Origin of the sequence: Prevotella sp. oral taxon 313, assembly GCF_003043935.1 — a bacterium.
Taxonomy (GTDB): Bacteria; Bacteroidota; Bacteroidia; order Bacteroidales; family Bacteroidaceae; genus Prevotella; species Prevotella jejuni.
Window position 1 is genome coordinate 1,205,992 of the sequence record NZ_PYXE01000001.1, and the last position, 21,460, is coordinate 1,227,451.

Genomic DNA, 21,460 nt, shown 5'->3' on the forward strand with positions numbered 1-21,460 from the left:
GATACAAAAATATCTTGTAATGAGATAAAATAATGGTTATACAGTCAGTCTAAATAAATTAAATTCTTCTCCTTACAGCCTGTTCCTTATTTTTGTTGTACCTTTGCACTATGAGTAAAGGTAAGTTACAGAAATTTGCAGAAATGGAAACGTTTAAGAACGTTTTCCAATACCCTTATAGCGTTGTTAGTGAAGTTCCGTTTGAGATGCGGGGACATTGGCGAGAGCAGTATTTCCATAATGACAACCCGATTGTCCTCGAATTAGGATGTGGTAAAGGTGAATATACTGTTGGATTAGCACGTGTCTATCCAAATATTAATTTCATCGGTGTTGATATTAAAGGTGCTCGTATTTATACGGGAGCAAAGCAGGCTTTGAATGAAGGATTGGATAATGTAGCCTTTCTACGTACAAGTATCGAAATTATCGACCGCTTTTTCAGTGAAGATGAAGTGCAGGAGATATGGCTTACTTTCTCAGATCCACAGATGAAGAATGTAAATAAGCGTCTTACTTCTACTTTCTTCATGAATCGTTATCGTCGGTTCTTGGTTGATGGCGGGTTGGTCCATCTGAAGACAGATTCTAATTTCCTTTTTACATACACCACATACATGGTCAATGTGAACAAACTACCTGTCTTATATCGTACGGAAGATTTGTATAACAATGAATTAGGTGAAAAGGGTGTGACTGATTCTCAGATGGACGAGAAGACACGTGAGATTCTTGGTATTCATACTTATTATGAGAATCAATGGATTGAGCGTGGATTGAATATTAAGTATATGAAATTCCAGCTACCGAGAGAAGGAGAACTGGTAGAACCAGATGTTGAAATAGAACTTGACGATTATCGCTCGTTTAAGCGTACGAAACGTAGTAGCTTATCTACGAGTAAATAATAAGAAGGTTTCCTTTTGACTACCAATGGCGTCTTGTCCTACATGCCTTAGGAGCTGATGATATTTCTTGGTATATGTTTATTTTCCATGTTTTATCAATGTCAGGACATGCAGAGTAAAGAGTGATAAATCTTTCTGAAACAAGATAGAAACGATACTCTATATAACAAGAAAAGTTTAAATTCATTTTGCTGTCATATTTAACATTTCGCTTATTTACTCTGTAAACGAGATAGTTATGAGCCTATGAATGATGACAGATATGACAGCAAAATTATTTTTAAGAATTTTGTCGGTTAGTGATAAAACACTTATTCAGGTGTAGAATAATTGTTTTTCATAAGGGATAAAAGATATAATCCCTAATCTTTTTTCTTTTGCATATTACCTCTCGTGTGTTTTCTTTAGTGGACAAGTTTCCTGCTAACAAACTATATCTTGTTTGTCTGTCGTAGAACTCTTTTTTGCAGAATATATTCTAATTTCAGCTTAATCATTTGTCACAAAAGAATTGACCTTTTCGTAGATGATATTCGGGGGAAATGACATTGTGTAAAAGGGTGGGGGAATGTGCGATCTTAAAATCTTCTTCAAGAAATTGGTGTGTAATAAGAGGTTACTTTTACGCAATGGACTTACTTTGAGTAAACATTAATAGCCTCTTGCATACAGTTGATTATGGGATCAATAAACTAAAAGACACCAACTCCTATCTGTGCTGAAGCAGTAGATTGAAGCTGATGTCTTTTATATGTATAAAAGTTTTTAGATTAAACTTATAATGTGTGTCCGTCAAGATAATCTTGAAGGATTGTCTTATAGCTATCAGAGATTGGTAGAATAGCATCACCGATAACAATACGGAAACGGTCGATTCCATCAATCTTCTTCATGTGCACGATATAAGAACGATGAATGCGCATAAACTCTGGCTTAGGGAGTGACTCCTCTATCTTCTTCATGTTCATCAGTGTCATGATAGGCTTATGGTCATTATTAAGATAAATCTTAACATAATCTTTTACTCCTTCTATATAGAGAATGTCATCAAACATAATCTTAACCAGCTTATATTCGCTCTTTACAAATATAAAGCGGTCTGTCGAGGCGTTCTCTGCCTGATGTGTAGTCTGGAACCAATCCAATGCTCTGTTAGACGCATCTAAGAAATCATCATAGCTGATAGGCTTCATCAGATAGTCTATAGCATTTGCTTTGTAACCATCAATCGCATACTGACTAAATGCAGTTGTGAAAATAATCTTAGTTTCCTTAGGTAGAATCTTAGCAAATTCAAGTCCACTAAGTTCAGGCATCTGAATATCTAAGAATATGAGGTCAACCCTATTCTCACGGATGGCTTTTACGCCTTCTACAGCACTATTGAAAACGCCAATAAGGTTTAGGAATAGTGTTTTCTTTGCATAGCTCGCAAGCAAATCCGCTGCTAAAGGTTCGTCGTCAATGATTATACAGTTTAGTGTCATAAATGATTATTTTTGTTGAATATATTTTTCTGTTACTATCATATCCTTTTTCCCATTTGTATTTACCCGGATAGGCAAGTTCAAGGCGTCGTTCTACTTGTTTTAGACCTATTCCGTGGCCGTTTCTTTCGGCTTCTTCCTTAGGGTAATTACTGTTTTCTATAGAGAAAACAATCTTTTCATTATTTGCATCTAACCTTATATGGATAAAGTTCTTGTGCTCTGGACTAATTCCATGTTTAAAGGCATTCTCCAAGAGTGAGATAAATATCATCGGAGCAACATGTATGTTACAGTTAGAAGGAATGTTACACTGACGTTTAATCTCCACATTCTCTGGTATACGTATCATCATTAAATCAACGTAGTTGTGTAAGAACTCTACCTCTTCTTTTAAGCATACGTATGGTTGTTGATTGTCGTAGAGAATATGCCTTAACATCTTTGATAGGTCTATAATCGCCTTTTGTGCCTTTTCGGTGTCAAAGGCTGTTAGCGCATAGATATTATTCATTGTGTTAAGCAAGAAATGAGGATTGACTTGTTGACGTAGGTTTACCAACTCGGCTTTTGTCATTGCGGTCTCTGCCTCACGCTTCTCCTTTTCAGCTTTCGACCATCTTTGTGCCATCTGTATTGAGGTGGCAACACCAGCACAGATGCTTAAATTGAAGATGTTACGGATGATGAAGAACAAGTGTGGGTATAATTCCTTGTTTTCTACATATATCTGATATGGATAACTCAGTAAGTCTTGCTCGCTTGAGGTATAGTACAACAATCCATGTTGCATGACAGACAAGGATACAATGAGTAGAGTATTAATTATCCAAAATTCCTTTTTACGTCCTTTCAGTAAGATGGGGGCAAGTACAAAGTAGTTGATATATGCGACAACCATCATGGATAGTGGGATTATATATAATGAAAGGTCGTTCTGCCAAGATGTATGTCCACTCGGTGCATACAAGATGGGGATGAGGAAAAGTGGAACCCAAATAATTATTTGGCCCCAAAAGCTTTTGAATATGTTTATTTGTTTCCTCATTTACTACCTTTGTTTGTCTATATAATCTATATCTGCAAACAAAGGTAATAAAACTTTTTGTAAAATAAAATGTATTGATAGATTATATGAGAAATATTTACATTAACCTATGATAATGTATATACAAAAGCCCACTAATTAACTTATTTTTTGTAATCTAACTACCCTAAAAGACACTTAATAGCTCCTCTTCTATATTAGTTTTTCATCTTTTAGGGTAGTCTAATCGTATTCTAATAAAAATGTTTACAATACCTATTGTGATAAACGGTTTAATCTTGCAATATATTTGCCGAGTATATCGAACTCAATGTTTACGATTGACCCAATAGAAATGTCTGCAAAATTTGTGTTTTCACGTGTGTAAGGGATGATTGCAACCTTAAAGCTATCTTCTGTTGGTTCACAAACGGTGAGTGAAACACCATTCACTGTAACCGAGCCTTTGTCTACTGTAAAATAGCCACGTTGTGCCATCTCTCGTTTGTAAGGATATTTAAAGGTGAAATAGGTGCTTCCGTCTGCATCTTCCATGTTGATACATTCGGCTGTCTGGTCTACATGACCTTGTACGATGTGCCCGTCTAATCTGCCATTCATAATCATAGAACGCTCTATGTTTACACGATCTCCCACCTTAAGCAATCCTAAGTTCGAACGTTCAAGAGTCTCTTTCATTGCGGTGACCGTATAAGTGTCGTCTTGAAAACGTACTACCGTGAGGCACACGCCATTGTGAGCAATACTTTGATCAATCTTCAATTCTTTCGTAAACGAACATTTGAAAGTGAAGTGGATATTCTCTTGTTCATGTTCAATCCCTGTAAGAATTGCCATTTCTTCTACTATTCCTGAGAACATAGCTAAAGTTTTTTGTATTTCCTGTAAGATGTTTGTAAACCCGTATATGCGTGTTATTTGAAGTTTTTTATTGATTCACAGGCTCCTTATAGGAAATTAAGTTGTACATATTTCGTTACTTTGAAAATTGAAAAAGGTGAGGTACCACTTTGGAACCCCACCTCAATCCCTCTTCTTATCAGAAATGGGAAATAGAAAAGTCGTATCGACGATGTGATGAAAAGTCCGAGTATCAATGATAAGAGAGCTCCTCGTCTTTGTAATCCACTGGCCTTGCGGCTTAGTCGCTAAGATGCGTTTTATGTGGCCCGCCATTAACAAAAGAAGTCATCTCGGGTTTTCTAATTTATTTGATGACTATCCCGATCGAATCGATACGACTAAGTCCGTATCCTTTCTGCCTGCAAAGTTAGTATAAAGATTTTTATCTTCCAAACATTTTATACTTAAAAGTAATTACTTTATTGATAGTAAATCGCAGGCGTTAATACCAATGATGGAATCTGTCTTGAGCGGAGAATTGGTAGAAAATAGAGCGGATTGAACGCCATAATGATGCTTTTAGTCTTTCCTGTTAGTTGTTTGTTTGATACTAACTGTTTGAATATTATTTCTTTATATTTAGTTGTTTCTTGTGCGGCTTACGCTTCTGATATTAAAAGTGGTGTACGAGCTTTGTCTTATGTTTGCGCCTGTTCTTGTGTGGTTTTCGCTTCTGATATTAAAAGAGGTTGTTCCGTTATATGTGATGAAATAGCTTATAAATGTAAAAGAGGATAGTAATTTCTTTGCTTTTCCACTGATGCTTTCCCTATTCACTCAACTTGTCTTTCTTCTTTCTCTTTCCTCGCAAGGGTAATTTGATTAGTGAGGTTTGTCCTATAAAAGCTGCCTTACTCCTCTATCTGAACTATCGGCCGCTGATTGGAAGGGTGTGATGAAGAGTGGAGCAGTATGCGAGGTTAACCCTATAAAACTTTTGGTAAATAGACAATTAACGCTAACCATGGAGACTGAATTTGTAGAGATTTTTCGGTAATCATGCTCCTCTTATTTCGGAAAGAGGCTGGAGATGATGACAGAAGAGGCTCTTCTCTGTTCAAGAATATGCCCTTCTTGCATATAGAAGACGCCCTTCTTGGAGCAAGAGGGGCGTCTTCTTTAATGCTGTATGTAACACATTGATTACTTGTATGTTATATATTTTGTTGTAGAGTGCGTATAGTCGTGTCTTGAGATGGTTTAGTGTAATGCTTTGTAAAGATATTTTGCGGTTTTAATAATTCCTCCAAAATGTGGGTTGAGTACCGAGATTGCATTATGAAGATACTGATGAAAGAAGTAGGATACTTTCGTCTCACACTGTGTAATACTACATTTTGTACACATGTAGAGCCACAGACAAGAGCCTTCGTCCTTTCTCAAGATCAATATGTATTGACTGTGGTGGAGTAAGGGTGGGGAAGGTAATCAAAGAGTTAGCCCCCTATAAGATGCTGATAAAAGGTTAATACTAACCATACAGCTCCTCTTATAGGGGTTAGCTCATTAGTTATAAGTTTGTAAGAAATATTTAAGCTATCACTCGAAAATTCCGATGAACCTTAAATAAGTGCATCTTGAAGAATCTCACCTAATGTAGGATGAATGTGAATGATGTCACGTATCTGTTCCAACTTAGCGTTACAATTCATCAATGCCGCAACCTCCTGAATAAGATCAGCAGAGTGTGCACCAAAGCAATGAGCCCCGAGAATAGTACCGTCTTCAGCAAAGAGAATCTTTATCATACCTTCAGTCTCTTCCATACTTAGGGCTTTTCCATTAGCTCGATAGAAACCTTTCCGAGTTGTGTATGCAATCTCTTCGCCTTTGCATTGGTCTTCAGTCTTACCGACACAAGCTGCTTCTGGATAGGTGAAGATAGCAGATGGCATTATGTCAAGGCGGATATCATCTTTCTTCTTAAGTATATGATTGACTGCACGGAACCCTTGGAATGTTGCTGCATGAGCTAACATTTGACGTGCATTAACGTCACCAATGGCATAGATTCCTTTTATATTGGTCTCCATATTGTCGTTTACAACAACACCTCTACCATTTGTTTCTATCCCAGTTGACTCAAGACCAATATTGTCGATATTAGCTTGTCTACCTGTAGCAATCAATACAAGGTCGGTTTCTACGCTTGTCTTTTTCCCCTTCTTATCAAATATTACGGTTGTATGGGCTTGTTCACTTTCTGAAGGAGATACAATCTTCTTAACTGCACTTTGCATATAGAAGGTTACACCTCTCTTCTCTAATATCTTTCTCAAGCGTTTTGCAATGTCGCTATCAATAGGGGGGAGACATTCCTTCATGAACTCTATGACAGTAACCTCACTACCAAAAGCAGAGAAGGCTGACGCAAACTCCATTCCTATCACGCCTGCTCCTATGATGGTAAGACGCTTAGGAAGCTTTGGAATAGAGAGTAGTTCGGTGGAGGTAACAATGTTCTGTGCTGTTTCATCTTGTTTCAAGAAGTCTTCCTCAGTCATGAAAGGTGGCATCTTTGAGCGCGAACCAGTAGCAATGATGATATACTCAGCCTCTATCTGTTCGCCATTCACTTCGACAACATGGTCAGAAACAAAGCGAGCTTCCCCTTTTATAAATGTTATACCAGGTTGGCTTAATAATGCCTCTACGCCATCTCGGAGTTGACCCATAACTCCCTCTTTTCTCTCCATGACTTTTGTGAAATCGAGTGGGGGAGGTGTGTTGTAAAGCGAAGACCCAATGAGATGTATTTCAGCGTCATGTGCAAGACACTTTGTTGGTATACAACCTGAGTTAAGGCATGTTCCACCAGGTTGTCCTTTCTCGATAATCGTTACTTCTAAACCGTTTTGTGCAGCATAGGAAGCGGTCCGGTAACCGCCAGGTCCCGAACCGATTATTAATAGTTTTGTCTTTTTCATATTCAGTCTCTATTATAGAGTTACAGTGTTTAATGTATAGTTTTATGTTTACTGTTGGCTGATAACACTTTAATAAGGATATCTTTTCGCATGTTAGACTTCGGTAGTAGTTCCCTTTTTCTACTAACATCTTACTTCCGCGATGTACTTATCTTACATGGTGTTAAGTCTACGTTCCTGTCGTGTTTGCTATACGCAACACACATGCAGAATGTGAGCACATCGCTCGAAGAGAGTTGTGCGGGCCACTATTAGTATAATATAATAAGGTGGCTAATGCCGATATCGACTAACATCTGCGAGATTTATTTACCAAACAGTACTCCTATTTCTATACACTCTCTTCTGTGTCGTTGATAAGTTGACGATAAGTAAGAATAGGATGCTTGGCAGCAAGCACATCATCCACACGTCCGATAGGAGTGTTGTAAGGTGCTCCTTTAACTAACTCTGGGTTTTCACGAGCCTCTTTGGCAATGATATGCATCACTTCGATAAATCCATCAATCGTGTCTTTGCTCTCTGTTTCGGTAGGCTCAATCATCATTGCCTCATGGAACAGAAGTGGGAAATAGATTGTTGGGGCATGATAACCATAGTCGAGCAAGCGTTTAGCTACATCCATTGTCGTAACTCCTGTACTCTTGTCCTTCAAGCCATCGAATACAAACTCATGTTTACAAAGTGTGTCAATAGGAAGTTCATAATCATCCTTCAGACATTCCTTGATATAGTTAGCATTCAGTGTTGCAAACGGTCCCACCTCTTTTATATGCTTCTTGCCAAGTGTGAGGATATATGTATAGGCACGGAGGATAACGAGGAAATTACCGAGATAACCACTGATACGGATGTTTGCTGTTGAGAACTCTTCTGTATTCTCTGAGTCTTCAATGACAAAACCGTCCTTTGTCTTGCTTACATGTGGCTTTGGAAGGAATGGTATCAGTTTCTCACAAACACCAACAGGGCCTGCGCCTGGTCCACCTCCGCCATGAGGGGTTGAGAATGTCTTATGGAGATTGAGGTGGATAACATCAAAGCCCATGTCTCCTGGGCGTGCTGCCCCTAACAGTGGATTGAGGTTAGCACCATCATAGTAGAGTAAACCACCACACTCATGAATGAGCTTAGCAATCTCAGGAATATCTTTCTCGAATAGTCCTAACGTGTTAGGATTGGTCATCATCATTCCTGCAATGTCGTCACCTAAGAGTGGTTTTAAGTCGTTTACATCAACAAGACCATCCGATGTACTCTTTACCTCTACTATTTCTAATCCACAAACAGCGGCTGATGCAGGGTTAGTTCCGTGCGCAGAGTCAGGTACAATAACCTTTGTACGTTTCTTGTCACCACGCTGCTGATGATAAGAAGCAATGAGCATCAAACCCGTAAGTTCGCCATGTGCACCGGCGTATGGATTGAGTGTGACGTCAGCCATACCTGTGATAGAAGCAAGTGCACGCTGGATATTATACTCCACTTCCAATGCTCCTTGCACTGTTTCAATAGGTTGATGAGGATGCAAGTCTGTGAATGAAGCCATAGATGCGACCTCTTCGTTAATGACAGGATTATATTTCATGGTGCAAGAGCCCAATGGATAGAACCCATTGTCTACACCAAAGTTGTTTTCGCTATGGTTAGTATAATGGCGCACAACGGTCATCTCGTCACATTCTGGTAGCTCAGCATCCTTCTCTCTCTTGCAGAAATCGGGTAGAGGATGATGTCCAAATTGATTTTCTGGGAGGCTGTAAGCACGTCTTCCTGGGTGTGATAACTCAAAAATCAGATTGCCATATAGTTTATTGTTCATTGTTGTTTAGATTTAGAAAGACATGGTGTTACTATAATAATCCGACGAGTGTGTCAATCTCCTCTTTAGTTCGTTTCTCTGTAACGGCAATAAGGAGTTTGTCATCATCAACCTTTATTCCTGGGAGAATACCCTGCTGTATAGCTTTATCGAAGAACTTGTCGCGGTCTTCAACATGCACAAGGAACTCGTTAAAGAAAGGCTTGTCGTAAACAAGTTTAACTCTTTTAGAGTTAAGGAGTTGCTCGCAAAGATAATGAGCAGCATCGTAACTTATCTGTGCTGCCTCTTTCAGGCCTTCTTTTCCCATTATGCTCATGTAGATAGTAGCATAAAGAGCCATCAAACTCTGGTTAGAACAGATATTGGAAGTAGCCTTCTGTCGACGGATATGCTGCTCACGTGCTTGCAAAGTAAGGGCAAATACGCGTTGACCACGACTATCCACTGTCTTACCAACGATACGTCCTGGGAGTTTACGCATAAGCTTTTCTGTTGAACACATATAACCTGCGTAAGGTCCACCAAAGCCCATTGGTAATCCAAGACTTTGAATATCACCGACAGCAATGTCCGCATTCCACTCCTTTGGAGTCTTTAGTAAGGCGAGGTCGGCAGCAACACTATTAATGATGAATAGTGCTTTCTTATTATGACAGGTGTCTGCAAAGCCTGTGAAATCTTCAATGATTCCATATCGGTTAGGCTGCTGTACGATGACACCAGCTACACCCCCTTCTTGCATCCTTGCCTCTAAGTCGGCATGTGATGTTACACCATCAACGGCCTTGATGGCTTCCAGTTTGATGCCATGGAAGTGTGCGTATGTTTTTAATACACCAATGATATTCTTGCACAACGTTTCAGAATAGAGCACTGTATCAGCTTTTTTCGCATTATCAAAAGCCACCATCATAGCCTCAGCAGTGGCTGTAGTGCCTTCATACATGGATGCATTGGCAATGTCCATACCTGTAAGTTCTGCCATCATACTTTGGAACTCAAATATATAATGGAGTGTACCTTGTGATATTTCAGCCTGATAAGGTGTATATGAAGTTAAGAACTCAGAGCGACTTAGAAGGTGATTGATAACGCTTGGAGCATAATGGTCGTACACTCCACCACCTGCAAAGCAAGTCAGTTTATTGTTCTTTTGACCGAGTTTCTCGAAGAACTTGCGTATTTCTAACTCGCTCATCGTGTCAGGGAGGTCATAGTCTCCCTTAAAACGGATACTCTCTGGTACCTCTGCATAAAACTCATTAAGGTTCTTTATGCCGACACGTTCAAGCATCTGTTGGATATCCTCACTTGTATGAGGTAAGAATTTATGAATCATTTGTTTAGGACTGATTAGGTTAGTGTAGGCTGTTATATTAAGGAGGTGAGCGTTTATAAGTGAGGATAGGCTGTTCTTCTCTTCAGCTATTCAGTACCTATAAACGCCCACGTGTGGTGTTATAGGACTTTACTCAGCGCAGAACTCCTCGTATGCTTTTGCATCCATAAGGTTCTTGAGTTCAGCTGTGTCTGACAGTTCAACCTTTATGATCCAGTTTTCGTAAGCGTCTTTGTTCAGCAAACCTGGCTCATCCTCCAAGCTCTCATTTACTTCAATGACCTTACCAGAAACAGGGGCTTTGAGGTCGGAAGCGGCTTTCACGCTTTCAATAGCTCCGAAGTCATCGTCTATTTCAATGTCGTCATCAACATCAGGCATATCCACATAGACAACATTACCTAATGCGTGCTGTGCATAATCGGTAATTCCAATATACCCAATGTTACCTACTACTTTAACAAATTCGTGTGACTCAGAATAATAGAGTCCTTCAATTACTTTTGCCATAATATGTATGTTTATGATTGTTTATTAGTTATCTTATATAAGCGGGACGGATTATATTGATATTATGTATAGTCACTCTTTTTTATAAAGACTATTCAATTTCAATATAATCCTCCCATTATTGTTTCTTATCCGACTTTATTTCTTATAGTGATTGTCGTAGAATTTCTTCTTAACGACCGTTCCTGGGAATGTCTTCTTGCGTATTTGGATGTCAACTCTATCACCCATTTGAATGGACTCATCGACTAATGCAACAGCACAACTCTTATCTGTAGAGATAAGACGATAGCCTGTAGTGACTTCACCGACTTCTACACCATCCTTAAGAACCTTGTATCCGTGGCGAGGAATAGCATTTTCGTCTAATTCAATACCACGAAGACGCTGACGGACTCCCTCTTTCTTCTGTTTCAAGAGAGCTTCCTTGCCGATGAACTCATCCTTGTCAAATTTTACAAACATAGATAGTCCAGCCATGACAGGGGTTATCTTGTCAGAAAGTTCATTTCCATAAAGAGGCATACCCACCTCGAAACGCAATGTATCTCGGCAGCCCAGACCGCATGGTTTAACGCCAGCTTCCATTAGCTTGTCCCATACCTTAACAATATACTCAGGTGTTCCATAGATTTCAAAACCATCTTCACCTGTGTAGCCTGTACGAGACACGATAACGTCAACGCCATCTTGCTTTAAGCACTTAACCTCATAGAACTTCAGATCTTTACAGTCAAGACCGAGCACATCCTCTAACATCTTCTCAGCCTCAGGACCTTGAACGGCTAATTGACCGTATGCTTCACTCTTGTTCTCAATGGTAACATTGAAGCCTTCAGCGTTTTGTTCAATCCATGCTACATCTTTGTCGATGTTTGAAGCATTGATAGTCATCAAGTAAAGCTGGTCGGCAAGTTTACAAATACAGGTATCATCTACTACACCACCATCTGGATAGCATATCATACCATAGAGTACTTTCCCAGCAGCAAGTCCGTTCACATCGTTTGTAAAGATGTGATTAATGAACTTATCAGCGTCGGGACCACTTACAACCACCTCTCCCATGTGAGAGACATCGAACACTCCACAATGTTCTCTAACGGCATTATGCTCATCAATAATGCCTGTGTATTGAATGGGCATATCGAATCCAGCGAATGGAGTAATTAGTGCGCCTAATGCAACGTGTTTGTCATAAAGGCAAGTTCTTTTGTTTGTCATATTGTTTAGGTTTTAAGTTCTGTTCTTCTTTTGTAACCTATATGTGTATTTACAATAGGTTGGCTTTAAGAATTAAGTTCGATTGCAAAAATAAAGAAAAGTGATGATGTTACAAAATAAAATCGCAAGAAATGATGTTAATAAACTTAAAGTTAGGAATTGGTTGACTTTGTGAGTTGTATAATTAATGGTTTCCAATATTTATTAGTACTTTTGTATCTCATCAAGATAGTAAAGGGATTAGTTAGATGAAGAAGTTACAACAGATATTATTACTTATTGCTTGCTTATTAGTTGTTGCTGTTGCTGCCGTACAAAGGGATGGTAAACTATTAGGAAATAGTGTGTTTAACAATGAAAAGAAGGTCACAAAAGCTCGTGTAGATACGCTCCGTACGTTGGATGATGGGACGGTAGTTATTAATACAACTTACTTAGCAAAGGATGTGAAAGGCTTTGGCGGTGCAGTACCTTTAGAGATTTACATAAAGAAAGGTAGGATAGTAAAGGTGGAAACCTTACCCAATTCAGAAACTCCCGACTTCTTTCATGAGGCGAGTGCCTTATTGACTCGTTGGGACGGTAAGACCACTGAGCAAGCATTAGCTATGAAGGTAGATGGTGTGACGGGTGCTACATTCAGCTCAAAGGGCATTATTGGGAATATGAAGGCGGGTCTACAGTATGCTGCGAATAACGTGAAAGAAACGTCTTTGCTCGATAAGTTAGATTTACGAACGAAAACTCTTGTAGGGCTTGTCGTGGTTCTCATGGCAGCTATTATCCCTTTGTTTATTAAGTCTAAGCGTTATCGTGTGTTCCAACTCCTACTGAATTTCGTTGTCTTAGGCCTTTGGTGTGGTACTTTCCTTTCGTGGTCTGTCCTTGTTGGGTTCATGTCAGGCGGTGTCAACATGTGGGTATCACTAATTCCCATCATCATGTTGATTACTGCATTCATCTATCCTCTATTTGGTAAGAAGAATTATTATTGTACGAACATTTGTCCTTTGGGATCCATACAAGATTTAGCTGGAATGGCTAATCATACTAAATGGAAGATGAGTAAGCGAACGGTACAATACTTAGAACGTTTCCGTAAGATTCTCTTTTGGCTTCTAATGCTTTTGATGCTCACGGGTGTATGGTCAGAATGGATGAACTATGAGCTTTTCATAGCTTTCATTTTCAAGTCAGCTTCTTGGGTGATTATCCTTTTGGCCATCGTCTTTGTGCTACTTTCTATCTTTGTTCCACGCCCTTATTGTCGCTTTGTTTGTCCTATGGGAAGCCTCTTTAAGTTGTCGTCAACAAAGATTACAAAATGGTTGTAAACGGTGTTTTTATAGGTGAGGAAGGTGCGAAAATATTATTGAATACTTGAATATAGCTTAGTCCACATTATTTATAAAGATGTATGTGTGTGTTTACTTAGATCTATCTTTTGGTGAGTATTCAACTTATTTTTATTAAGTTTGCACAATAACTCCTATAATTTACTATAAAAAGAACAATGATGAAGGTCGATATCAACCGTATAAAATACTTCTTAACAGTAGGTCTCTTCTTGAAGAGAGAGCATAGCTCGAAGCGAAAGAACATTGCCATCAGAGAGTTACAAAAGTTCTATCTTGCTGTGAAATTCTTTTTTGAACGCAACCACGCAGCTTCTGCGACAGAGCTATCGTTCTCCACGATTATGGCCATCGTACCTATAGCGTCCATGATTTTCGCTATTGCGAATGGTTTTGGCTTTGGACAATTCCTTGAAAAACAGTTTCGTGAGATGCTGTCGGCCCAACCAGAGGCCGCTACTTGGCTACTTAAGCTTACGCAATCATACCTTATCCATGCTAAAACAGGCATCTTTATTGGAATAGGTTTGGTGATTATGCTTTATAGTGTATTCTCTTTGATACGAACAGTAGAAGGTGCATTCGATAGTGTATGGCAAGCTAAGGGCACTCGTCCCCTTAGTAGGGTGATTATAGACTATACTGCTATGATGTTTCTTGTACCTATTAGCATTATCATATTATCTGGCTTGAGTATCTATTTCTATAGTTTTGTAGAGAACTTAAACCATCTTCGTTTCCTTGGGACCATTGCGAGCTTCTCACTTCGCTATCTTGTGCCGTGGGCTATACTTACGCTTATGTTCATAGTACTTTATGTTTTCATGCCTAATGCGAAGGTTAAGATAACGAAAACAATTGGTCCTGCGATGATAGCGAGCTTAGCTATGCTCTGTCTACAAGCTGTTTATATCCATGGACAGATATTTCTTACCAGTTACAATGCCATTTATGGTTCGTTTGCGGCACTCCCGTTGTTTATGTTATGGATACTTGTGTCATGGTATATCTGCCTTTTTTGTGCCGAGCTTAGCTATATCAATCAGAATTTAGAGTACTATGAGTGTCAGATTGATACGGAGGAAATATGTCATAATGACTTTATGATGATGTGTGCAACGGTATTAAGCCATATCTGTCAGCGCTTTGCAAAAGGTGAGAAACCGCATACAGCTTTGCAGATAAAGGATGCAACGGATATTCCGGTACGTATCACGGTGGAGATACTTTACAAGTTAATGCAGGTAGACCTTGTTTCAGAAAACGTTTCTCCTACTTCTGATGAGGTTACTTACACGCCCACATACGACACAACTAACATTACTATTGGCGAGATGATAGCTCGTTTGGAGTCGGCTCCTGAGTCGTCGAAGTTGGGTCTTTTAGGCTTCTCTCCTCAAAGGATATGGAACCATGATATATATAATAAGGTGGGGAGTGTGCGTGTAGCTTATCTAAATGAACTGAAATCAATCAATATTAAGGAGCTGATAAGCAACGTTGAAGAGTAATTCCCACAGTATGTTATGCTGGGTGTTGGGTGTTGAATGTTAGGTGTTGATGGCTTGTTTAGCTGGGTGTTAGGTGGTGAATGTTGGGTGTTAATGGCTTGTTTAGCTGGGTGTTAGGTGGTGAATGTTGGGTGTTAATGGCTTGTTTAGCTGGGTGTTAGGTGGTGAATGTTGGGTGTTAATGGCTTGTTTTTTGGCTGTTAAGTGTTGAGTGATAGGTTAAAATCATAGCAAACTTTGTCCCGTTAGGCGCTCCCCTCCCTTTCGGGGAGGGGCTGGGGGAGAGGTTCCTTCTTTATTTCCTTGTCAATAATTTTCGCTATTCTCTTTCCTAACACATGCCTTTTAAGCTAATAGAAGAGGCCCTTCTACAATCAAGAACATGCCCCTCTTGGGTGTTGAAGACGCTCTTCTTGGAGCAAGAAAGGCGTCTTCTTAAATGCAGTATGTAATGTGCTGATTTCGTGTAGGTTACAAACTCTTCTTTAAGCGATGATATACTCTTGGGTAGAAGGTGTTTAGTGTGATAATATGTAATGATATTTTACTATTGTACTTGTACCTTTGAGGCGTGGAGGGAAAGCGTTTAAGAAAATAAGAGGAGGTGAGATTTCTCACTTACTACGGGTGAGAAGTAGAGGTAGAAGCCATCAAGTAGGCTATAAACGAACAACTATTTTATGGGAAAAATGGCTCCTGCTGTTGCATGATTGTTTGTTGTTTAGATTTCTAAAAACCTTTTTAGTGATAAACTTTAATGGAGGTGTCAAGAAGAGTAATTGGTGAAAGGCTGAGGTTCTTATTCTCTTCAAGTTTTTAGAAAACTGTTATTTAGATTCTTTTAGATAATAAACACTAAGTGTATTAATAAATAAAAAAAGTCCCAGACTTGTTAGTCTGGGACTGAAAGATTACTTGTCTCACGACAACTAATCTTCTAACCTTAATAATCTAATACCATGAAAAACACGTTGCAAAGATATCTAAATCTTGTTATATACCCAAATATATAATGTTAAATAAGGTAAATATTCAGTTTTTATTCCCTATTTTCTAAAATATCTCCACATTTGTCTTTCCACTTGACTATTGTATGCTGTTAAGTAATCCGAGCTTGCCTTCATTAACTAACTTTATGATTAGCTCTCCAAACAAAGTGTTCTGCCAAGCAAACCACTCACGGGTAAACTTATTGGCATCGTCCTTATAGAAGCTTTCATGTATGAAACCTGTTCCGGCGTCAGTATTCATCAACATCTCAATACACTGTCGAATCTCCTTATCATCCTTTGAGGTAAAGGCCCTCATCATGATGGACATTGGCCATATCATGTCGTTACCAATGTGCGGACCACCAATGCCCTCGCCCGCTTTACCACGATGGAAGTAGGGGTTATCCTCGCTCCATACGTAACGACGGGTGTTCTGATAGATCGGATCATCAACGCTTACGTCACCAAGATATGGCATTGCTAACAGGCTCGGTACGTTGGCGTCGTCCATTAAGAAGTAGCCTCCAAAACCATCTACCTCGTATGCATATATCTTACCATACTTAGGGTGATTGTAGACAGCATACTTTTGTAAGGCGTTGCTAACCTCATTGGCAAGGTCAGTACACTGTGCGGCAAGTGCAGTGTCCTTGTTTACTTTAGTCAAAATCTCAGCTGCCTTGCGTAGAGAAGACACTGCCATAAAGTTTGATGGGACAAGGAATTGTAGCGTCGTAGTATCGTCTGATGGGCGGAAGGCAGATGCTATCAATCCAACAGGTTTGACAGGTGCACCCCAGCCCGCATTGTTCATTGTGTCAAGTGCACGGTCTGTAACACGCAGGAATTTGTAAGTTCCTCTCCCATCTTTCTTCTGTTGTTCATGAAAAGTCTTGAGTATGTTCTCTACTGCTTTAATCCATTCAGGTCCAAAGACACTTGTGTCGCCTGTAACCTTCCAATATTCGAAGGCAAGACGGATAGGATAGCAGAGAGAGTCAATCTCAAACTTACGTTCGTGTATCTCTGGTTTCATATCTGTCTCATCGGTCATCCAACGACCATTTGGGTCTGGCTTATGATTGAAAGCATTGGCGTATGGGTCAATATTGATACACTTCAACTGGCGATTGATTACACCAGCTAACATCTTCCTTAACTTCTTGTCTTTACCAGCCAACTGTACGTAAGGCCATACCTGTGCACCAGAGTCGCGTAGCCACATGGCAGGGATGTCGCCAGTATAGACGAATGTGTCAGGTGTTCCATCAGCTTCTTCACCATAGTGAACGGTGGTATCGAGTGTATTTGGGAAGCAATTCTCAAACATCCAAGCAAGTCGTTTATTCGTCAACTTCCTTACGATGCTTTGAATCTCTTTCTCTACAGCCTCTGAACGGAAAAGTCTTTCAGCCTCTTTAGGGCGCTTTGAGACGAGTGTCATTGCATCTGCTGGACAGGTGAGATGGTTTACTTGTACCTTATTAATATTGTCAGCATTGACAGTTTGCACTTGTAATGCCATAAGTGCAACGAATGTTGATGTAATATAGGTAATCTTTCTCATACGTTATGATTTAGTTTTATTGATACTTGTTGATATGTTCAACAACCTGATAGACCTCTTCATCAGTCATTGTGGGGTTACAAGGAAGGGAGAGCTCTTGCTGATGAATGAGCTCTGTGATAGGATAATGTCGGTCGTTCCATTCCTTATAAGCCTGTTGCTGATGGGGTGGAATAGGGTAGTGTATCATCGTTCCAATGCCATTCTGCCTTAGATATTGCTGCAAGCGGTTGCGAGTAGGGCAGAAGATGGGGAAGATGTGATACACATTATCCCTGTCCTTATCCTCTGTGAGGGTTATTTGTGGGTTGTTAATATTGTCGTAGTACGTCTTAGCAATCTGTTTTCTCCGTTGGTTCTCACCATCGAGATAGGGTAGTTTCACGTTCAACACAGCAGCTTGAACTTCGTCTATACGACTGTTCTGGCCCTTGAAAGTGAACTCATATTTACGTGCTGAACCATAGTTGGCAAGGCTTCTGATTGTCTGTGCCAGCTGTTCGTCATTGGTTGTCACAGCCCCAGCATCCCCCAAGGCACCGAGGTTCTTACCTGGATAAAAGCTGTGAGCGGCTGCGTGACCAAGGCTTCCTGTCCGTTTATCTTCGAAGTGACAACCATGAGCTTGTGCGTTGTCTTCAAGTAGTAGGAGGTTATGACGATTACAGAGGTCGCTGATGAAGGGAGTGAAGGCACATCTTCCATAGAGGTGAACAAGCATGATGGCACGTGTACGAGGTGTGATAGCTTGCTCAATCAGCTGACTGTCAATCTCTAAAGAGTTGATATCGGGTTCAACAAGGATAGGGGTAAGGTGGTTCTCGGTGATGGAAAGGATAGTTGCTATGTAGGTGTTAGCTGGTACGATGACCTCATCTCCTTCTTTAAGCAGCCCTAATTCCCTATAAGCACGGAGGATAAGGCACAGTGCATCAAGTCCGTTACCACAAGTTACGCAGTATTTCGTACCAATATATTGTGCGTAGTTCTTTTCAAACAATGTCGTACACTCCCCCTGCAGATACCATCCTGAGCGTAGTACCTGATTAACAGCAGCAGTCATCTCTGCCTCATGCAAGGCTGTTATCTTTTGAAGTGAGAGGTAATCAATCATATTTATGCTTTTATAAAGGAAGGTTGGTTGTTGTGGGATTGCTCGAATTATTCTATGACAGAACGTGTTTCCCACGTATAACAATCATAGCATACTCCTCGTCCTCCAAAGCCTTCTTTTTGGAAAATAAGCGTAGTATTAAGAATCTTCCCTTCCTCTTCTGTGCTCTTACCAAAGTCAAAGAATCCTTTATGATTGGCATAGACGTCATTAAGAATATAGTCAAAGAGGAGGTCGATGGCCCCAAGTCTTTTCCCTTCTGGAGATGCTGAGATATACTGAGTATGAACGACTTGTGGCATGTCATAGATGATAGTGCCCCCAATAGCAATCCCTTTGTCATTGTAAGCCATGAATAGTCTAATCGAGTTAGGAAACCGACTGTGGAGTAAAGTTAATTCTTCAAGGGAATGTACAGGGTGAGTAGCATACTTATTGGTAAGGTTCTTATCGAGAATATCCCAAAAAGTTGCAAGGTCTTTACTCTCCCGAACTGTCACGCCAGCACGTGTTGCTTTCCTAACTCCTCTCCTACGGTCCTTTCCAAACGTCATAAGTGAATCGAGTGGAATAGTACTTGAGATGTCACGAGCCGTTAGCTGCGCATGACAAATATATGTAAGCGCATAGAGATCTTCCTCGGCAGGATAACAATGGTATATCCATGGCGTAGGTTTATAGATAACTCTTTGTACTCCAGAATGGTAAAGATATTCATTAATCCTAATAAATACCTCGCAAATCTCTGCTGTAGTAGCCTGTTTCTTTGTTATTAGTCCACCATAAGTTAACCCTTGATGAGAGTAAAGTGTATCGCCTAAACGGTTAGCAGGTAAGAGTGCATAGAGTTGTTCTTTACGGTAAATCATCAACGAAGCATCCTGAAATCTATCAGCATGATAATCCATATAAGAACGATTGAAGAGGAATGTTCCTTGTCGAGATTGCTCTATAAAGTCGTTCCACTCTTGCGCTTTTTTTTGCGTATATTGCTTTACTTCAATCATTATATATTAGCATTAAACGTCAGAATGGTGTTCTTAGGCCAATTTGGTGGGGCTTCTCTTATTTCTCCTTAATACTTATATAATTAAGAAACTCCTTATATTCACGAATATAATCAGCCTCATCAAAAGGGTCTTCGGCCAAGACGAGACAAACAGCCCCCGAAGAGAAATCGTCGAGCGAACGCCATATATCTGTGTTGACAAGGAGCCCTTGATAGGGATGATTCAGTAGGAAAGATTGCTTACCATGTCCATCATCAAGCGTAACAGTAAAGGATCCGCTAACAGCTATGATGAACTCTCGGCAGTGTTTATGGGCATGACCACCACGGCAAGCGCCTGATGGCACATCGTATGTCCAATATACTCGAGAGATGTTAAAGGGGATGTCTTTCATTGCCTCAGCAAGAGAGAGGTTGCCACGTGGGTCAACTATCTTTTGCAAAGAGATAATCTTTCCTATTGAAGATTCTGTTTCGTTCATTCTTACAGTCTTTAGACTTATCGTCTTTTACTTCTTCATATAGGGATCTGTACCTAATACGGTTGCTGCAACACGCTTAGTCTTATCACGAAGTGCATCCATATCGGTGCCAACCTCCCCATAGCAGAGTGCTACACCCATACGTCGTCCGACATGAGCAATAGGTTTATTGAAGATACGTAGGCGTGTCCTGTCTTCTTTGCAAGCTTCTATTAGATTGTAAGACAGAGGTTTGTTGCTCTCTGTAGGAGATAGAATAACAGCTGAACAACCTGCATGTTCAAGGTGGATAGCAGGGATTGGGAGTCCCATAACGGCACGGAAATGAAGCTCAAACTCGTTGAAATTGGTTGTGTGAGCCAATGTGACCATACCAGTATCATGTGGGCGTGGTGATAGCTCAGAGAAGATTACTTCTCCCTTCTTTGTTAGGAAGAACTCAACTCCCCATATACCATATCCTGTAAGAGCACGTGTTACCTCGTTGGCAATATGCTCTGCCTGCCGTAAAGCCTCTACTGAGATAGCGTATGGTTGCCAGCTTTCACGGTAGTCGCCACCTTTCTGTATGTGTCCGATAGGTGGGCAGAAGAGGGTAGGACCGTCCTTCTGTGTCACAGTGAGTAGGGTAAACTCGCTCTCAAAGTCTATGAACTCTTCAATAATCACCTCCTTCACATCGCCACGTGCGCCATCCATCGCATTCTTAAATGCTTCTTCAAGTTCTTCATCATTGTGAACATAGCTCTGCCCATGCCCACTTGAACTCATCAAAGGTTTTACAACGCATGGAAAACCAATCTCATCGGCTGCTGTCTTAAACTCTTCATAAGTCTTGGCATAGAAGTATTTAGCTGTTCTTAACCCTAAGTCACGTGCTGCGAGGTCGCGTATAGCACGGCGATTCATCGTGAAGTTCACAGCACGTGCTGATGGAGCAACCTGTATTCCACGCTCTTCATAATCGAACAAGCGTTCTGTTCTGATCGCTTCTATCTCTGGAATGATGAGGTCAGGCTTGTGCTTATCGACAATAGCATCAAGTGCTGTACCATCAAGCATATCTATTACTTCAGACTCATCAGCTACCTGCATGGCTGGTGCGTTCTCATAGTTATCACAAGCAATGACGTACTGTCCAGCACGTTTAGCTGCAATAACGAACTCCTTGCCCAGTTCGCCTGAGCCTAATAACAAGATTTTTTTCATGTGAAGAGATATTGTCTACGTTTTGAATGTGAGAAGGGTTAACACCCTCA

Annotated in this window: 16 protein-coding genes; 3 read left to right on the plus strand and 13 right to left on the minus strand. The window is 40.2% G+C overall.

Going from position 1 to position 21,460, the window contains the following annotated elements; genetic code table 11:
• Positions 1-110: 110 nt before the first annotated feature.
• Positions 111-908 (plus strand): tRNA (guanosine(46)-N7)-methyltransferase TrmB, encoded by a 798-nt coding sequence (gene trmB / locus AXF23_RS04655; protein ID WP_089366139.1) that lies wholly within the window; start codon positions 111-113, stop codon positions 906-908.
• 776 nt (positions 909-1,684) lie between these two features.
• Here trmB and AXF23_RS04660 read toward each other — a convergent pair.
• The 8 genes from AXF23_RS04660 to gcvT all read right to left on the minus strand — a co-directional run bounded on the left by AXF23_RS04660 (position 1,685) and on the right by gcvT (position 12,171).
• Positions 1,685-2,395, minus strand: a complete 711-nt coding sequence (locus tag AXF23_RS04660) for a LytR/AlgR family response regulator transcription factor (RefSeq protein WP_089366140.1) — start codon at positions 2,393-2,395, stop codon at positions 1,685-1,687.
• The gene (locus AXF23_RS04665) at positions 2,370-3,443 is read right to left on the minus strand and encodes a sensor histidine kinase (RefSeq protein ID WP_089366141.1); all 1,074 of its coding nucleotides are present in this window, start codon (positions 3,441-3,443) and stop codon (positions 2,370-2,372) included. The genes AXF23_RS04660 and AXF23_RS04665 overlap by 26 nt, the downstream gene beginning before the upstream one ends.
• Before the next feature lie 255 nt (positions 3,444-3,698).
• Entirely contained in the window at positions 3,699-4,304 is a 606-nt protein-coding gene (locus AXF23_RS04670; protein ID WP_009010620.1) for a riboflavin synthase, read from the minus strand.
• A 1,604-nt stretch (positions 4,305-5,908) separates the two neighbouring features.
• Positions 5,909-7,273 carry a dihydrolipoyl dehydrogenase gene (gene lpdA, locus AXF23_RS04675; RefSeq protein ID WP_107624469.1) on the minus strand — a complete coding sequence of 455 codons (1,365 nt, stop codon included), beginning with the start codon at positions 7,271-7,273 and terminating at the stop codon, positions 5,909-5,911.
• Positions 7,274-7,604: 331 nt separating this feature from the next.
• Positions 7,605-9,095 carry an aminomethyl-transferring glycine dehydrogenase subunit GcvPB gene (gene gcvPB, locus AXF23_RS04680; RefSeq protein ID WP_009010623.1) on the minus strand — a complete coding sequence of 497 codons (1,491 nt, stop codon included), beginning with the start codon at positions 9,093-9,095 and terminating at the stop codon, positions 7,605-7,607.
• A 31-nt stretch (positions 9,096-9,126) separates the two neighbouring features.
• Positions 9,127-10,437: an aminomethyl-transferring glycine dehydrogenase subunit GcvPA gene (gene gcvPA, locus AXF23_RS04685; protein ID WP_107624470.1), complete on the minus strand. Its 1,311-nt coding sequence runs from the start codon at positions 10,435-10,437 to the stop codon at positions 9,127-9,129.
• Between the two features lie 129 nt (positions 10,438-10,566).
• Complete coding sequence (gene gcvH, locus AXF23_RS04690; RefSeq protein ID WP_107624471.1) at positions 10,567-10,947, minus strand: glycine cleavage system protein GcvH; 381 nt, start codon at positions 10,945-10,947, stop codon at positions 10,567-10,569.
• Between the two features lie 138 nt (positions 10,948-11,085).
• Positions 11,086-12,171: a glycine cleavage system aminomethyltransferase GcvT gene (gene gcvT, locus AXF23_RS04695; protein ID WP_107624472.1), complete on the minus strand. Its 1,086-nt coding sequence runs from the start codon at positions 12,169-12,171 to the stop codon at positions 11,086-11,088.
• A gap of 248 nt (positions 12,172-12,419) precedes the next feature.
• On the opposite strand from gcvT, the gene AXF23_RS04700 reads away from it, so the two are divergent.
• A complete protein-coding gene (locus AXF23_RS04700) occupies positions 12,420-13,505 on the plus strand; it encodes a 4Fe-4S binding protein (RefSeq protein ID WP_107624473.1) in 1,086 nt (361 codons plus the stop codon).
• Positions 13,506-13,687: 182 nt separating this feature from the next.
• Entirely contained in the window at positions 13,688-15,037 is a 1,350-nt protein-coding gene (locus tag AXF23_RS04705) for a YihY/virulence factor BrkB family protein (protein WP_107625797.1), read from the plus strand.
• Positions 15,038-16,123: 1,086 nt separating this feature from the next.
• Here AXF23_RS04705 and AXF23_RS04710 read toward each other — a convergent pair.
• From AXF23_RS04710 to purT, 5 genes are read right to left on the minus strand one after another with little or no spacing between them, the layout of a single operon-like run.
• Positions 16,124-17,596: a glycoside hydrolase family 125 protein gene (locus AXF23_RS04710; RefSeq protein ID WP_107624474.1), complete on the minus strand. Its 1,473-nt coding sequence runs from the start codon at positions 17,594-17,596 to the stop codon at positions 16,124-16,126.
• Between the two features lie 16 nt (positions 17,597-17,612).
• The gene (locus AXF23_RS04715) at positions 17,613-18,710 is read right to left on the minus strand and encodes a DegT/DnrJ/EryC1/StrS family aminotransferase (protein WP_107624475.1); all 1,098 of its coding nucleotides are present in this window, start codon (positions 18,708-18,710) and stop codon (positions 17,613-17,615) included.
• A 47-nt stretch (positions 18,711-18,757) separates the two neighbouring features.
• Positions 18,758-19,717 carry a GNAT family N-acetyltransferase gene (locus AXF23_RS04720; protein ID WP_107624476.1) on the minus strand — a complete coding sequence of 320 codons (960 nt, stop codon included), beginning with the start codon at positions 19,715-19,717 and terminating at the stop codon, positions 18,758-18,760.
• A gap of 58 nt (positions 19,718-19,775) precedes the next feature.
• Positions 19,776-20,201, minus strand: coding sequence for a sugar 3,4-ketoisomerase (locus AXF23_RS04725; RefSeq protein ID WP_107624477.1), 426 nt, complete (start codon positions 20,199-20,201; stop codon positions 19,776-19,778).
• 27 nt (positions 20,202-20,228) lie between these two features.
• Complete coding sequence (purT, locus tag AXF23_RS04730) at positions 20,229-21,410, minus strand: formate-dependent phosphoribosylglycinamide formyltransferase (protein WP_107624478.1); 1,182 nt, start codon at positions 21,408-21,410, stop codon at positions 20,229-20,231.
• Positions 21,411-21,460 lie beyond the last annotated feature (50 nt).

Excerpts from the sequence above, each read along its gene's own strand:
- trmB (WP_089366139.1), top strand. The coding sequence starts at position 111 with ATGAGTAAAGGTAAGTTACAGAAATTTGCAGAAATGGAAACGTTTAAG.
- AXF23_RS04660 (WP_089366140.1), bottom strand. The coding sequence starts at position 2,395 with ATGACACTAAACTGTATAATCATTGACGACGAACCTTTAGCAGCGGAT.
- AXF23_RS04665 (WP_089366141.1), bottom strand. The coding sequence starts at position 3,443 with ATGAGGAAACAAATAAACATATTCAAAAGCTTTTGGGGCCAAATAATT.
- AXF23_RS04670 (WP_009010620.1), bottom strand. The coding sequence starts at position 4,304 with ATGTTCTCAGGAATAGTAGAAGAAATGGCAATTCTTACAGGGATTGAA.
- lpdA (WP_107624469.1), bottom strand. The coding sequence starts at position 7,273 with ATGAAAAAGACAAAACTATTAATAATCGGTTCGGGACCTGGCGGTTAC.
- gcvPB (WP_009010623.1), bottom strand. The coding sequence starts at position 9,095 with ATGAACAATAAACTATATGGCAATCTGATTTTTGAGTTATCACACCCA.
- gcvPA (WP_107624470.1), bottom strand. The coding sequence starts at position 10,437 with ATGATTCATAAATTCTTACCTCATACAAGTGAGGATATCCAACAGATG.
- gcvH (WP_107624471.1), bottom strand. The coding sequence starts at position 10,947 with ATGGCAAAAGTAATTGAAGGACTCTATTATTCTGAGTCACACGAATTT.
- gcvT (WP_107624472.1), bottom strand. The coding sequence starts at position 12,171 with ATGACAAACAAAAGAACTTGCCTTTATGACAAACACGTTGCATTAGGC.
- AXF23_RS04700 (WP_107624473.1), top strand. The coding sequence starts at position 12,420 with ATGAAGAAGTTACAACAGATATTATTACTTATTGCTTGCTTATTAGTT.
- AXF23_RS04705 (WP_107625797.1), top strand. The coding sequence starts at position 13,688 with ATGAAGGTCGATATCAACCGTATAAAATACTTCTTAACAGTAGGTCTC.
- AXF23_RS04710 (WP_107624474.1), bottom strand. The coding sequence starts at position 17,596 with ATGAGAAAGATTACCTATATTACATCAACATTCGTTGCACTTATGGCA.
- AXF23_RS04715 (WP_107624475.1), bottom strand. The coding sequence starts at position 18,710 with ATGATTGATTACCTCTCACTTCAAAAGATAACAGCCTTGCATGAGGCA.
- AXF23_RS04720 (WP_107624476.1), bottom strand. The coding sequence starts at position 19,717 with ATGATTGAAGTAAAGCAATATACGCAAAAAAAAGCGCAAGAGTGGAAC.
- AXF23_RS04725 (WP_107624477.1), bottom strand. The coding sequence starts at position 20,201 with ATGAACGAAACAGAATCTTCAATAGGAAAGATTATCTCTTTGCAAAAG.
- purT (WP_107624478.1), bottom strand. The coding sequence starts at position 21,410 with ATGAAAAAAATCTTGTTATTAGGCTCAGGCGAACTGGGCAAGGAGTTC.